Below are 14,419 nucleotides of genomic sequence, written 5' to 3'. Positions count from 1 at the left end.
AAAATTTATGAAAGTGAAAACTATTTTAGTATCTCAACCAGCACCAAAAACTGAAACTTCTCCATACTTTGATTTGGCAGAAAAACAAAAAGTCAAAATTGACTTTCGCTCGTTTATTCATGTTGAAGGTATTCCGGTAAAAGAGGTAAGGGCTCAAAAAATAGATTTAAATAACTATACCGCTATTATTTTAACAAGCAGAAATGCTGTTGATAATTTCTTCAGAATAGCAGAAGAGATGCGTTTTACGGTTCCTGATGATATGAAATATTTCTGTCAATCAGAAGCTGTTGCTTATTACCTACAAAAATATGTAGTTTACAGAAAACGTAAAATTTATGTTGGTAACAGAACTTTTCCTGAGTTAACAAAATTAATTAAGAAGCATAAAGATGAAAAGTTTTTATTACCTTCTTCTGATAAGTTAAAAGCATTAATTCCAGCTGAATTAGATAAGTTAGGAGTTGATTGGAAACGCGCTGATTTATACAGAACAGTAGTAAGTGATTTAACGGATTTGGAAAATGTTTTTTATGATGTATTAGTATTCTTTAGCCCTTCTGGTATTGATAGCTTATTTAAAAATTTCCCAAACTTTAAACAAAACGATACTCGAATTGCTGTGTTTGGAAATTCAACTATTAAAGCTGTCGAAAAAAGAGGTTTGCGTGTAGATATTTCTGCACCAACTCCAGAAACTCCATCAATGACAATGGCTTTAGATAAATATATTAAAGAAGTAAATAAAAAGTAATTTTTTATTTTAAAATATTTAAACCCCATCAGAATTAATTTTGATGGGGTTTTTCTTGTTCGTAAGTTTCACATAAATACTTCGTCAGAATTGTAACACAAAATATTTTTATGATACTAATTCTTCTTTTTATTTCTGCTTGTTTTTTAGCATATACAAATGGTGCAAATGATAATTTTAAAGGTGTTGCCACATTATTTGGAGCTGGCATAACTGATTATAAAAAAGCTATTAATTGGGCAACTTTAACAACCTTTGCCGGTTCAGTTACTGCTATTTTTCTAGCCAAAGAATTAGTTAAAAACTTTTCAGGAAAAGGGTTAGTTCCTAATGAACTAATACAATCTCCTACTTTTGCTATTTCAATTGCATTAGGAGCTGCAATTACAGTTTTTACAGCTACAAAAATAGGAATGCCAATTTCTACTACACATAGTTTAGTGGGTGCTCTTTTTGGAACCGGAGTGATGGCAGTTGGTTCACAATTTAATTTTGGGAAGCTAGGCAATACCTTTTTAATGCCACTTATAGTAAGCCCATTAGTTGCTACAACTTTAAGTTTAATCGCTTACTTAGTATTTAAGTATATAAGAAAACAAATTCCAAGTTTAAACACAAAAAAACCAACTCTAATTGGTGTATCTTCTCCTAAGATTTTAGACGGATTACATTATTTAAGTTCTGGAATTGTAAGTTTTTCTAGAGGATTGAATGATACTCCTAAAATAGTTGGTTTATTAATTATCATTAAAACAATAGACATCAAATGGAGTATGATTTTTATTGCTGTAATTATGGCTTTGGGTGGTTTAATAAATGCTAAAAAAGTTGGTGAAACAATGAGTGAAAAAATTACAAAAATGAATTCTGGTCAAGGTTTTACTGCAAATATGATTACTGGTTTATTAGTTACAACTGCCAGTATACATGGATTACCCGTATCAACCACCCATGTTTCTGTTGGCTCTCTATTTGGTATCGGTATAGTAACTAAAAAAGCTAACTATAAAACAATTGGAAAAATAATATTATCTTGGGTACTTACCCTTCCTATAGCTGCAATTATGAGCGCAATTGTTTTTAAAACATTAGAATTATTAATGTAACTTCTGATACAAATTTAATTGAAACAATTAGTTATTTTTGAAATAATGTAAATACTATTTATGAATAAATACCTGGAAATTATCAAAAATTCTTATACAGGATATTGGAATTACTTAAAACAATCTGTACTCTTTGAATTAAATTGGGAGAATTATTTTTATGGGTTGATTCTAATATCATTTGTTGTTTGGGGACTGGAACTAATATTTCCTTGGAGAAAAAAACAACCCATATTCAGAAAAGATTTTTGGCTAGATATTTTTTACATGTTTTTTAATTTTTTCATATTAAACTTGATTGTTTTAATTGCTCTATCCAACACCTCTGAGCAATTACTAAATGATTTTTTAAGCATATTTAATCTATCTGTATCTAGTTTTCAGTTATTTGAAATTAATAGTCTCCACTACATATTAAGGCTTTTTATATTCTTTATAATTATTGATTTCATCCAATGGTTTACGCACACCTTATTACATAAGTATGAATTTTTATGGAACTTCCATAAAGTACATCATTCTGTAAAAGAAATGGGGTTTGCGGCGCACTTACGCTATCACTGGATGGAACCTGTTGTTTATAACTCTATGAAGTACATCCCACTTGCTATAATGGGAGGGTTTACCGCTAAAGATGTAGCTATCATTCATTTTTTTAACATTACTATAGGTCATTTAAATCATGCTAACATTAATTGGGATTATGGTTTTTTAAAGTATATACTAAATAATCCTAAAATGCACATATGGCATCATGCTAAAGAACTTCCTAAAGAAAGAAAAAAAGGAGTTAATTTTGGAATTACCTTAAGCATATGGGACTACTTATTTAAAACTAACTACATACCTCATAACGGAAGAGATATTGAAATTGGCTTTGAAGGTGATGATACATTTCCTAAAGATTTTATTAGCCAAGAATTATACCCGTTAAAAAAATAAACACTTCTTTTTCCTTGTAAGTATTCAAAGAAAAAATCGATTAAAAACTGAATATGAGTAAAAATCTTTTAATAATTTTTGTAAAGAACATTAAGCTAGGAAAGGTCAAAACTAGACTAGCAAAAACTATTGGTAATGAAAATGCCTTTGAAATATATAAAGAGCTTGTAAAAATTACTGAAGATGTAACAGAAAAACTGACCATTGATAAACGTATTTACTTTTCTGATACTATTATTGATTCGAAATGGCAAAATCATACTAAAAAAATTCAAAAAGGTATTGATTTAGGCGAACGAATGAAGAATGCTTTTCTTGAAGGCTTTGAAGAAGGCTATGAAAACATCATTTTAATTGGATCAGATTTACCTGATATTTCATCAGAAGTAATTACCAAGGGATATGAAAACTTACAAAAAAATGAGATTGTTTTTGGTCCGGCCGAAGATGGCGGGTACTATTTATTAGGCTTATCAAAAATGATTAATACTATTTTTGATAATAAACCATGGAGCCAATCTAACTTATTAAAAGTAACTTTACAGGAATTAAAAACAACCCAAGAAAAAATTTCCTTTTTACAGGAATTAAACGATATTGATACTATTGAAGATTTATTAAAATCTGATTTTTACAAGAACAATATCCATATTCAAAAGCTAACTAAAAATGACGAAACAACAACAACTTAAAGAGACTAAAGAGTATCTTCAAAATAAAGGAATTACAAACCCAGAAATAGGAATTGTTTTAGGAACTGGTTTAGGTAAACTAGTAGATGAAATAGCCATTGAACAAGAAATTCCATATTCTGAAATTCCTCATTTTCCTCAGGCAACTGTTGAATTTCATTCTGGAAAACTTATTTACGGAGTACTATCTGAGAAAAAAGTAGTCGTTATGTCTGGTCGTTTTCATCTATATGAAGGTTATAATCTTTGGGAAGTTACCTACGGAATACGTACCATGCAACAATTAGGAATCAAAACCTTATTAGTTTCAAATGCTGCAGGAGCTATCAACTTAAACTTCAAAAAAGGTGATTTAATGCTTATTGATGATCATTTAAATTTACAAGGAGGTTCACCTTTAGCATTTAAAGGTGCAGGAGAATTTGGTGATTTATTTGCTGATATGCTTGAGCCATATTCAAAAAAATTAAACACCAAAATGAAAGCTATTGCCAAAACAAACGACATAGATTTGAAAGAAGGTGTGTATGCTAGTGTTGTTGGTCCGCAATTAGAAACTAGAGCAGAATATAGAATGTTACAAATTTTAGAAGTTGATGCTGTAGGTATGAGTACCGTACCCGAAGTAATAGTAGCCAAACACTTACAATTGCCTTGTATAGCTATCTCTGTTTTAACTGATGAATGCGACCCAAAAAACCTTCAACCTGTTAATATTCAAGAAATTATTGAAGTAGCAGGAAAAGCAGAGCCAAAAATGATAACATTATTTAAAGAATTGATACAACAATTATAATGATTAGAAATCAACAAATAGCGGTCTTAACAATTCGATTGTTATTAGGATTTATTCTTTTTTTTCAAGGTTTTGGAAAAGTCTTTACGTTTGGTTTAGATAACGTTTACAAAAACTTCTTTCAAGCAAGTTATTCAGAATTATTACCTGATTTTTTATTATTATTTACTTCTTATTATACATCTTTAGTAGAATTAATTGGAGGTTTTTTATTAATTATCGGTTTTAAAAGAGATTATACTTTATATGTTTTAGCATCAGTTTTAGTTATTGTTACTATTGGTCATGGTCTAAAAAATCCTATTTGGGATTTATCACATGTAATGTATAGAGCTATTTTATTAATAAGTTTATTACTATTACCCAAGAATTTAGATATATTTTCAATTGATAATTATTACATCAATTACAAATCAAAAAAACAAAGATGAGTTATTTAGAAACCACACATAATGTATATAAAGAAGCAGCGCTAACACCTGATGTTGGTTTATGTTGTACTACTAATCCTATCTGGGAATTACCTGGATTAAAAATTCCACGAATCATGCAAGAAATGAACTACGGTTGTGGTTCTACTGTTCATGCTCGTGACTTAACTAACAACCCTAAAATGCTATATGTTGGTGTTGGTGGAGGTATGGAATTATTACAATTTGCTTATTTCAATCGTTCAAAAGGTGGAGTTATAGGACTAGATGTTGTAGATGAAATGTTAGAAGCTTCTCGTAAAAATTTTGTAGAAGCTGAAGAAATGAATCCTTGGTTTAAAAGTGATTTTGTTGATTTACGAAAAGGGGATGCGATGAACCTTCCTGTTGAAGATAATTCTATAGATGTAGCTGCACAAAACTGCTTGTTTAATATTTTTAAATCAGACGATTTAAAAAAGGCTATTGCTGAAATGCATAGAGTATTAAAGCCTCATGGACGTTTAGTAATGAGTGATCCTACTTGTGAACAGCCTATGAATGACGAATTACGAAATGACGAGCGTTTACGTGCTTTATGTTTAAGCGGAAGTTTATCAATTGCTGATTATGTAAAAGCATTGACAGATGCTGGTTTTGGCACTATAGAAATTAGAGCCAGAAAACCGTATAGAATTCTAGATCCTAAAAACTATCCAACAGACGAACTAATTTACATAGAATCTATTGAAGTTGCTGCTATTAAAGATCCAATGCCAGAAGATGGGCCTTGTGTTTTTACAGGTAAAGCTGCGATCTATTTTGGTGATGAAGATTTCTTTGATGATGGCTTAGGGCACACTTTATTAAAAAATCAACCATTAGCTATTTGCGATAAAACTGCTGCGGCTTTAAAAGCTTTAGGCAGAGATGATATATTTTTCTCAGAATCAACTTACCATTACGATGGTGGTGGATGTTGTTAAGAATAAAATTTAAAAAAGTAATAAACCCTCGCATTTTGTGAGGGTTTTTCTTGAACAAATTTAACTTGATTCTTAAATTGTTTTCTAATAACTTCGCTAACTCCTGATATAACGAATTAAAACTCGACATATCATAAAGTTGTAAAATATTATGAAGAAAAGCTTATTTGGAATATTAATTTCTTTACTTCTAGTTTTTAGCTGTTCTAAAAAAGAAACTGTTTTAACTGGAGAAACAAAATTATACATAAGAGGAATTGATAGTTTGAAACGAGTTGAAAATTATAATTATAAAATTGAGAAAAATAGTGATTCTATAATTTATACTTATAAAAATCTGAATAATTCGGAAAAAGATTTCTCAATTAAATATTTCCCAAAGTCTAACACTCTTAAATGGTTTTCTGAAGAGTTTATAATTATAAAAAAAGAAAAGTACCTGAATGAAAAAATATCTAAAACAGCCTTTGATTTATACACTGAAAAAGAAACAAAAAGTCATAATAATCTAATATTATTTAATAAAAAAAATGGAGTTTTAGGAATCTCAAATATGTGGAATCCAGGATTGATTTTTTTAAATAATGAAAAATTAATAAATCAAAATAAAATTGTTGAATCATTAATTAAATGGTAACATTTTACAACAACGTGTATAATTCATAACTTAAGGATTTATTCCTTCGGAAAAATCTCGCAGACAATTAACTTCAAGTATTTTTACGCTAAAATTATGCAACTAACCATACACAAATACGTTAGCGAAAACATTTTGCAATCCTATATCAAATTTGTTTTATACCCAAATGAAAACACTGAGAAAAGTATATCTTTAATTTAACTGAAGAATGGAAAGTAAAAAGACTTATTGGTCTGTTTGTAAAGAATGCAAAGGTGAAGGTAGAAAAAAACTAAAAATCAGTGAAAAAACTAAACTACGTTACCAAAAAGCTCTAGAAAAACACGAAAAATCAAAAGAAGAAACAACAGCTCCTTCTCCTCCTAGAAATGGGATTTCTTTATGTGCCAATTGTACAGGTTCTGGATTAACCTCTGCTGCTAATCGTCCTATTGCTGATACAGAAAGTTATCCACACATTGCTATTATTGGTGGTGGAATAGGTGGTGTTGCCTTAGCTGTTGCTTGTTTACATCGTAAAATACCTTTTACGCTTTATGAGAGAGATAGTAGTTTTGATACAAGGTCGCAAGGTTATGGATTAACATTGCAACAAGCCAGTAAAGCTATTCAAGGTTTTGGTATTACTTCACTAAAAAAGGGACTTGTTTCTACAAAACATGTTGTACACAAAACAAATGGAGAAATTATTGGAGAATGGGGTGCTAAAAAATGGTTAGCAACCGACACAAAAAAGAACACTAAACGTACAAACGTACATATATCTCGACAATCTTTACGTTTAGAGTTACTTGAACAACTTAATAGCTATAATGCCGTACACTGGAACCATCAATTAATAGATTTTAAAGAATCTGAAAACAATGGTATTCAACTTAATTTTAACGTAAATGGTGAAGTAAAAAATGTAACAACTGACCTTGTAGTAGGAGCTGATGGTATTCGCAGTACAATGCGAAAAATATTAATTGGCGAAAAGACAACACCTTTACGTTACTTAGGCTGTATTGTAATATTAGGCATTTGTCCTTTAAAAGATATAGAAAACCTTAATAGCCCATTATTAGATTCATCTACCGTATTTCAAACAGCAAATGGTATTGAACGAATTTATATGATGCCTTATGATAAAGACACTATAATGTGGCAACTTAGTTTTCCTATGACTGAAAAAGATGCTATAAAATTAAGTAAAGAAGGTAGGCAGGCTCTTAAAGAAGAAGCATGTCGTAGAACGCAATGGCATCACCCAATTCCTCAAATTTTAGCAACAACTCACGAATCAAAAATTTCTGGTTATCCTGTTTACGATAGAGAATTACTTACTCCTGATTTATTAGAAAAAGGAAAACAAATAACACTTATTGGAGACGCGGCACACCCTATGAGTCCGTTTAAAGGTCAGGGAGCAAATCAAGCATTATTAGATGCGTTATCGTTAGCTCGAAAAATATTTAAAAATTGTGGTCCTTTATCTAAATGGAAAGAAATTGGAATACGAAAAAGTGTATTAACTGCCTTTGAACTTGAAATGTTAACACGTAGCGCTTCAAAAGTAAAAGGTTCTGCCGCCGCCGCGTCCTTTTTACATTCAGATATTGTACTTCAAAAAGGGAATAAAACAAGGGGAAGCTTTTTAAAAGAAAAAAAAGCGCAATAATGATTATTAGAAAATTTGTGTTTTTTTAGTTTAATGAACGTATTAAAAAACAACCCATCATTTTATAATTTCAATATCAAATCCAATAATATCTCTAATACCTTGTTCAGTCATGTCTACTGGCTGAATAGGTGTTACATAATGCCACAAATCATTACCAAAAGTTTTTTCTTCACCAGTGTCAGCCTGAAAAGCAAATTCTCCCAATTCTAATTCTTTATTAAAAATCAGTTCTCTTACCTCATCTTTTTTCTCAAATATTTGAGTTTCTCCTCCAAGTATATTTTTTCTATTTACAACCAATGCTGAAATAATATATTGCGCTCCATCTTCATGCATCCCTTCTGGAGAATTCTCGCCTTTCACTTCTCCTTTTGTTAGGGTTCTCATAAAATGACTGGTAATTTTTAGCTTATAAATTTCAGGGTGGATACTAGCTACTAATTCAAACGCCTTTTGAAGTAACTGATAAAACAATTCATTTTCAACAGCTTGTTCTGTTGCTTGTTTAAACTCTCGCTTCCAACTTCTAAAATCATTTACCTTTTGTTCAAAGCTATCTGCCAGAATTCGTTGAATTTGATATTCCTCTTTAATTTTTTCAATAGTAAACGTTGAAATGTTTCGCTGTCTTGTTACTGTAGAAATTTGTAAAAATTGTTCTTTTTGTTTAATAGTTAATCTAGAAACCCAAGAATCTAAAACCTCTACACCAACTTGTTTTTCAAAATAAAGTTTATGAATACTACTTATAGAATTAATGTCTTCAGAAAAGTTGTTTTTTAGAAACGTTATTTGATTTTCTTTCACCAAATGCTCATCGTTTTCTAAGTTTTCAAACAACGGCTGAAAATAGCTTAGAAACGCTTCTCTATTAATTTGTAACTCTGTTAAACTTCCTATGCGAATAGGAGATTTAATTTCTCTATTAATTTCTGTCGATATGTTTTTTTCGGTAACCATTTCCTAGTTTCTTTAATATATAATCAACACATGCTTTTTTATTTAACAACCAATAAGCATATGGTATTGTTATTATTTGCGTACGAATTCTAAACAATGTTTTATACTGTTCTATTGAAAAAGATCTTTCCATTTCTCCAGGGTAACCTATTAAATCTACACAAACTGTTTTATTATTATACGGTAGAACAATATCAAAAAAGTACCCAGCAACAGCATGATGAAATAATACCTCTTTTTTACTAATTCCTATATGCATTAACTCTTTAAATACTTCTTCAGCAAAATCATCTATAAAAAAATCTTCATTTCTAGTAGATACATTTTGATTTGACCTTGAATAATAATCAATTAATAAATTAGTATTACTAAAGCTTTTAGGTGAAAAAGAATAGTATAAATTTTGCTTTGATTTTGCTCTAGTGATACTTACATTAAATACATCTTCTCTATTTAAGTATTGAAAAACCATATTACTTGTGTTATCATCTATTGCAAAAGAAATAAACATAACATCTCTTTCTTCTCCTTGAAAATCAAATGGAGTTCCTACACTTATTTTATGTTTTTTAATTGTACTTATGTCAAACTCTTCTAATTTCTTTTTTAAATAATTTACCTGATCTCTAAAAGGTGATAGGATTCCTATACTAGTACAAATGGTACTTTGAAGTTCTCTTTCTTCTTCTATAATTATCTCTATATCTTTTAATAGTTGTGAAGCTTCTTCAATATTAAATCCTTTTTTATCTTTTATACCTTTTACATAATGCCAATGTACAGCCGTTTTAGTCTGATGTATTTTTATATCAGACATCACTTTTAGTTTCCCATCATAAAATTTGTCATTGCTATAATCTATAATACTAGGTACACTTCTATAATGTTCATCTAAAAAATGAATATTAGCCTGTGTATTTACACGTTGAATAACATAATCAAGAAAGCTATTTTTTCTATAATTAAACACATCAATATCATGAACTAAACCTAAATCAAGTGCTACATTTTCCATTGATGATGATGACAGAAAAGAAACATGTTTTAATTGTTTTGGATCTCCAACTACCACTACTTTTTTTGCCCTAGCAATAACAGGAATCATAGTAGCAATATCACTTTGAGAAGCCTCATCAATAATTACAACATCGAAAATATCGTTTTCTAAAGGTAGGGTATTACTAATATCTGTACTTTTAGAAATCCAAATTGGCAAACATTCTAATAGGTATTTAAAACTGATAGATTCAAATAGTTGTTCTTTAACTTCTGGATCAGTAGATTTTGTTAATTGCAACAAGTCTTTAAACATTTGTCTATTATAATTAATAGATTGTTGATTTTTATAAGACATAGAATAGGTTACAATCTTTTTTATTGTACTATTTTTTTTCTGTATGTAATTATTTAAAAGCTCAACAAGTTGCCAAAATGGAACTTCTTTTAATATTTTTTTAGAAACGTAGGTTTTCTTTATTCTTTTAAAAAATGAAGGATTATAGTCCAAAAATAGTTGCGCATTTTCTATTTCTTTTATTTCTCTTCTTGTAATTTCTTCTTCAATTTCTTTAATTTTTTCTTCTACTACTACCAGTTCTTTTTCATAAAAAGAAATAGTTTTTTCATTAATATTTTGACGAGTAGAAAAATTTAAAATTGATTCTAATTTTTTTCTTAACCTAGAATTATAGCCTCTACCTTTACCAATTCTTACTGTTAAACCTTTAATTCCTAAATCGTTTACAATTTTCTCATTTACAACATCTACAGCTTGATCAGATTTAGCACAAATTAACACACTCTTATTATTGTAAACCATATCTATAGCCAACGAAGCTATAGTATACGATTTCCCAGTCCCAGGAGGGCCTACGACAACTGTAAATGGAGATCCAGACTTTACTTCATGAACAATTTCTTTTTGAGCTACACTCAAATTAGAAGGCACATAAATTGTTTCTTTTTTATTCTTTTTAGGAACATCATAAACTGAATTTCTATTTCTAGAAAATAAGGCTTCTAAAGCATCATTATATAAATGATCCTCTTTTATTCTATCAATTTCAAACAAAACATCTCTGCTTGATTTTGTTTTATCTACAATTCCTAAGGCTACTGAATTATGTATTTCTAATGATGCAACTTTTTGTGCTTTTTTTAAAGAAACATCAGTAGTAAGTACAGGAAGCTTATTTAGTTCATCAGTATTTATAGGAATAATCTCTTTTAACTTATTAGCTAAATCAATACTATTTTTTTTATCTAAACTATGCTTAGTTACCAATGATTTTAGCATTAAAATAAAAGCTTCATCGATACTAAAGTTTTGTTTTAAAACATTAACTAAAGCTTCATTTAACCTATTTTCTTCAAATTTATAATCAAAAAAATAAACTCCATCACTATTAATTTTCAGCTCTACAGGGGTAACAATTAATGGTGCACAAATAGTTCTTTTTTTACCTAAGAAATTAAGTTTTCCAGTAATAAAAAAACTATTAGTAATAAGTGTTTTATTTTTTTTGTGAATTTCAAGATACCTATACAACTCTTCTCCTAAATCAAAATCAAGTAATGTACTTTCTTCTTCTCTAAAAAGATGATTTATATTTTGAAAGAATAATCGTTTATCAACAGCACTTCCAAAAAAACTTAATACATCATTCTCTCTAAATTCTTGTTTGTAGCAATTTTGATAATATGAAATTACCTTTTCAATATGCATCATGTTCTCCTCTAATTTTCCTCTTCTTGAAATTGTAAATACTCTTCTACTGTTTTATTTACCGGCGGAATATCTTCTTCAGCAATTGTTTTTAAAATCTCAACTGTTATTGGAGCAATACTTACTATTCTATTAGCTTGGTATTCTATTATTTTTTCGAATAAATTTCTTGCCACACGTGCATTTCCAAAATTTTTATCTTTCTTTTCGTAAAACTTATCAAAAATAAAATGCAATTTCTCTTTCGCATCCTCTGTTAATACAAAATCATTCTTTCTACAGAACAACTCAAAAATACCAATTAACTCACTTGGCTTGTAATGATCAAACGTAAAGTATCTATTAAAACGCGATTGTAGCCCAGGATTTGATGTAATGAAATTTTTCATTTCATCTGGGTATCCTGCAACAATTACCACCAACTCTTTTCGGTGATCTTCCATCTTTTTTAATAACACCTCTATAGCTTCATTCCCAAAATCTTGTTTATTATCTTTTGATAATGCATACGCTTCATCAATAAATAACACACCGTTTAAAGAGGTATTCACAATCTCTTCAACCTTCAAAGCAGTTTGACCAACATACCCAGCAACCATACCACTTCTATCCGTTTCTATTAAATGCCCTTTATCAAGATATTCAAGGTGTTTATATATTTTAGAAACCAAACGAGCAACTGTAGTTTTCCCAGTTCCTGGAGGCCCCATAAAAACAGAGTGCAATGAATTATTTACTGATTTTAATCCTTCTTTCTCTCGTAACTTTTGTACTTTTAAAAAGTTTGCTAATTCTTGAACAGCAGTTTTAATAGTATCTAACCCTATCAATTCATTCAATTCATCTAATACATCTTGCAACGTTTCATTTTCATCTACTTCAGTTTGTGTTACTCCTTGTAATTTTTGCTTAGGGTGTGATACGCTATTATTAATTTCTTTCAATGCTTTTTCTTCTTCTTCAGAAATAGTTCCATCAGCTTTTGAAATTAATGTTGCTATACGGTATAAAAAGGCTCCTGTATTTGTAAAGTGCTTATTATCTAGTTTCTTTAATATTGAAGGTAATAGAAACTCATTTTTATATGCTTCTCCTAAATCAAACAATGAAGCTTTTTGAATAATCTCAATATTTTTATCAAAACTATTAGACGTTACAAATTTATTAATTCGTTCAATTGTTAAACTACTAATAATATCATTTCCCTGAAGTTTTTCAAACAGAAAAGCTAGTAAGAATTTCACTTTTAAGGTTGCTTCCTCATTGGTAGCATCATGTAATCCATATGTTTTATTATATACTTTTATAATGTCTTGTAAAATTACATGTTCAGCTTTAAACTCTATAGCATCATCTGTTTTATTTACAATGGTATTGATTACATTAGAAAAATGTTTATTTCTATTTAAATCTTCAGCTAATTCCTGAATTTTCTCTCCTTCTTCTTTTAAGATTTCTAAAAAATCATGCTCAATTGCATAATCTTTATCTCCATTCTCTTTTTGATTTACAAAATCTTTAAACTTATTTGTAAAATACTCTAAATTCTTTTTTTCTTCTTTTTGTTGTAAATGAAGATTTTCTATTAACTTTTTTAAATAGGCTATATGCTCTTTAGGAAAAAAACTAAATGCAGTATGATCTAAAGAGTTTATTGTTAATGGCAACACCAAGTTTTTAGTATGTATTTTTTTTGATGTTACAATAAAATCTAGCTGACTTTGATCTTTTTTTGTAGAGTATAACAACAATAAATCTTCTTCTTTTAATTTTAATGAAGAAAAAACATTCGATAAACTTACTATTTTAATTGGATTTACTGTTTTTCCTTTAAAAAAAAACGGTTGAACAATTTCATTTAATTGTAAAAAAAAACGATCAACTATTTTATAGTGTTTTGTATTGTACATAGCATTTACCAATTATTTGTTTTTCTAATTTCCTGCATCAATTTGCATCATAGCATCTTCAACCTGATGTACTAACTCATCAAAATGTGCTAATCTTTTCGTTTCTCTAGTTCTATTAAAAGGTAGATCAACATTTATATGTTTTACAAAATTTGAAGGCGCATGCTTCATTATATAAATATCATCTGCTAAATACACTGCTTCTTGAATATCATGTGTTACAAACAAAATAGTTGGACTAAATTTCTCCCAAATACCAATTAATAAATCTTGCATTTGTAAACGTGTTTTCACATCTAATGCCCCAAAAGGTTCATCCATTAGTAAAATTTCTGGATTCGACATTAAACTTCTAGCAATTGCTACACGTTGTAATTGTCCGCCAGATAAGTTTGGATACTGAGCATACTTTTTTTGATGCCCATCTAAACCTACTAGTTGAATCATTTCCATTGCACGTTCATCTCTTTCTTTTTTAGAAACTCCTTGAAACTGCAATCCTAAACCCACATTGTCTAGCACCGTCATCCATGGTAAAGAAGAGTATTGTTGAAACACCATACTTACCCTATTTTCTTTACTTACAGGTTTTCCTTTTACTAATACAGAACCAGAAGTAGGCTCTTGCAAACCGGCTATATACCTAAGCAATGTAGATTTTCCACAACCTGACATTCCTAAAATTACACCAAATTGCCCCTGCATGGGTTTGTCTTCAATTAATAAATCTAAATTTTCAATTATTTGAGTTTTTCCATTATTATACGATTGATGTATGTTGCGTAACTCAATAATATTTCCTGTAGTAGGATTATCTATAAATTCTAATGCCATA

13 protein-coding genes are annotated in these 14,419 nt (G+C 29.2%); 9 read left to right on the top strand and 4 right to left on the bottom strand.

Annotated features, from left to right (window positions below; all coding sequences use genetic code 11):
- Positions 1-7: 7 nt before the first annotated feature.
- From DS884_RS08155 to DS884_RS08115, 9 genes are all read left to right on the top strand, one after another.
- On the top strand, positions 8-754 hold the full coding sequence (locus DS884_RS08155; protein WP_093869361.1) for a uroporphyrinogen-III synthase: 747 nt from the start codon (positions 8-10) through the stop codon (positions 752-754).
- Positions 755-864: 110 nt separating this feature from the next.
- Complete coding sequence (locus tag DS884_RS08150) at positions 865-1,860, top strand: inorganic phosphate transporter (protein WP_113786416.1); 996 nt, start codon at positions 865-867, stop codon at positions 1,858-1,860.
- Positions 1,861-1,920: 60 nt separating this feature from the next.
- A complete protein-coding gene (locus DS884_RS08145; RefSeq protein ID WP_113786415.1) occupies positions 1,921-2,802 on the top strand; it encodes a sterol desaturase family protein in 882 nt (293 codons plus the stop codon).
- Positions 2,803-2,855: 53 nt separating this feature from the next.
- A complete protein-coding gene (locus DS884_RS08140) occupies positions 2,856-3,494 on the top strand; it encodes a TIGR04282 family arsenosugar biosynthesis glycosyltransferase (protein ID WP_093869364.1) in 639 nt (212 codons plus the stop codon).
- A complete protein-coding gene (locus DS884_RS08135; RefSeq protein WP_093869365.1) occupies positions 3,472-4,290 on the top strand; it encodes a purine-nucleoside phosphorylase in 819 nt (272 codons plus the stop codon). Before DS884_RS08140 ends, DS884_RS08135 begins: the two co-directional genes overlap by 23 nt.
- Entirely contained in the window at positions 4,290-4,721 is a 432-nt protein-coding gene (locus tag DS884_RS08130) for a DoxX family protein (protein ID WP_093869366.1), read from the top strand. Before DS884_RS08135 ends, DS884_RS08130 begins: the two co-directional genes overlap by 1 nt.
- Complete coding sequence (arsM, locus tag DS884_RS08125) at positions 4,718-5,686, top strand: arsenosugar biosynthesis arsenite methyltransferase ArsM (RefSeq protein WP_113786414.1); 969 nt, start codon at positions 4,718-4,720, stop codon at positions 5,684-5,686. The genes DS884_RS08130 and arsM overlap by 4 nt, the downstream gene beginning before the upstream one ends.
- A gap of 151 nt (positions 5,687-5,837) precedes the next feature.
- Positions 5,838-6,323, top strand: coding sequence for a hypothetical protein (locus tag DS884_RS08120; protein ID WP_113786413.1), 486 nt, complete (start codon positions 5,838-5,840; stop codon positions 6,321-6,323).
- Between the two features lie 211 nt (positions 6,324-6,534).
- Complete coding sequence (locus DS884_RS08115) at positions 6,535-7,986, top strand: FAD-dependent oxidoreductase (protein WP_113786412.1); 1,452 nt, start codon at positions 6,535-6,537, stop codon at positions 7,984-7,986.
- Positions 7,987-8,043: 57 nt separating this feature from the next.
- Here the strand turns inward: DS884_RS08115 and DS884_RS08110 are convergent, their stop codons facing one another.
- The 4 genes from DS884_RS08110 to DS884_RS08095 are packed head-to-tail and all read right to left on the bottom strand — an operon-like array spanning position 8,044 to position 14,418.
- Positions 8,044-8,949 carry a 2OG-Fe dioxygenase family protein gene (locus DS884_RS08110; RefSeq protein ID WP_113786411.1) on the bottom strand — a complete coding sequence of 302 codons (906 nt, stop codon included), beginning with the start codon at positions 8,947-8,949 and terminating at the stop codon, positions 8,044-8,046.
- Positions 8,915-11,677 (bottom strand): DEAD/DEAH box helicase, encoded by a 2,763-nt coding sequence (locus DS884_RS08105; RefSeq protein WP_113786410.1) that lies wholly within the window; start codon positions 11,675-11,677, stop codon positions 8,915-8,917. The genes DS884_RS08110 and DS884_RS08105 overlap by 35 nt, the downstream gene beginning before the upstream one ends.
- An 8-nt stretch (positions 11,678-11,685) precedes the next feature.
- The gene (locus tag DS884_RS08100) at positions 11,686-13,584 is read right to left on the bottom strand and encodes an AAA family ATPase (RefSeq protein ID WP_113786409.1); all 1,899 of its coding nucleotides are present in this window, start codon (positions 13,582-13,584) and stop codon (positions 11,686-11,688) included.
- A 24-nt stretch (positions 13,585-13,608) separates the two neighbouring features.
- Entirely contained in the window at positions 13,609-14,418 is an 810-nt protein-coding gene (locus tag DS884_RS08095) for an ABC transporter ATP-binding protein (protein ID WP_113786408.1), read from the bottom strand.
- Between the last annotated feature and the right edge of the window lies 1 nt (position 14,419).

It is taken from the genome of Tenacibaculum sp. E3R01 (assembly GCF_003318185.1).
GTDB classification, from domain to species: Bacteria; Bacteroidota; Bacteroidia; order Flavobacteriales; family Flavobacteriaceae; genus Polaribacter; species Polaribacter halocynthiae.
The sequence above is the reverse complement of the archived record's forward strand: the minus strand, read 5'-3'. Positions and strand labels throughout refer to the sequence as shown.

What these genes read in the sequence shown, in the direction of transcription:
- DS884_RS08155 (WP_093869361.1), top strand. Translation starts at nt 8, where the DNA reads ATGAAAGTGAAAACTATTTTAGTATCTCAACCAGCACCAAAAACTGAA.
- DS884_RS08150 (WP_113786416.1), top strand. Translation starts at nt 865, where the DNA reads ATGATACTAATTCTTCTTTTTATTTCTGCTTGTTTTTTAGCATATACA.
- DS884_RS08145 (WP_113786415.1), top strand. Translation starts at nt 1,921, where the DNA reads ATGAATAAATACCTGGAAATTATCAAAAATTCTTATACAGGATATTGG.
- DS884_RS08140 (WP_093869364.1), top strand. Translation starts at nt 2,856, where the DNA reads ATGAGTAAAAATCTTTTAATAATTTTTGTAAAGAACATTAAGCTAGGA.
- DS884_RS08135 (WP_093869365.1), top strand. Translation starts at nt 3,472, where the DNA reads ATGACGAAACAACAACAACTTAAAGAGACTAAAGAGTATCTTCAAAAT.
- DS884_RS08130 (WP_093869366.1), top strand. Translation starts at nt 4,290, where the DNA reads ATGATTAGAAATCAACAAATAGCGGTCTTAACAATTCGATTGTTATTA.
- arsM (WP_113786414.1), top strand. Translation starts at nt 4,718, where the DNA reads ATGAGTTATTTAGAAACCACACATAATGTATATAAAGAAGCAGCGCTA.
- DS884_RS08120 (WP_113786413.1), top strand. Translation starts at nt 5,838, where the DNA reads ATGAAGAAAAGCTTATTTGGAATATTAATTTCTTTACTTCTAGTTTTT.
- DS884_RS08115 (WP_113786412.1), top strand. Translation starts at nt 6,535, where the DNA reads ATGGAAAGTAAAAAGACTTATTGGTCTGTTTGTAAAGAATGCAAAGGT.
- DS884_RS08110 (WP_113786411.1), bottom strand. Translation starts at nt 8,949, where the DNA reads ATGGTTACCGAAAAAAACATATCGACAGAAATTAATAGAGAAATTAAA.
- DS884_RS08105 (WP_113786410.1), bottom strand. Translation starts at nt 11,677, where the DNA reads ATGATGCATATTGAAAAGGTAATTTCATATTATCAAAATTGCTACAAA.
- DS884_RS08100 (WP_113786409.1), bottom strand. Translation starts at nt 13,584, where the DNA reads ATGTACAATACAAAACACTATAAAATAGTTGATCGTTTTTTTTTACAA.
- DS884_RS08095 (WP_113786408.1), bottom strand. Translation starts at nt 14,418, where the DNA reads ATGGCATTAGAATTTATAGATAATCCTACTACAGGAAATATTATTGAG.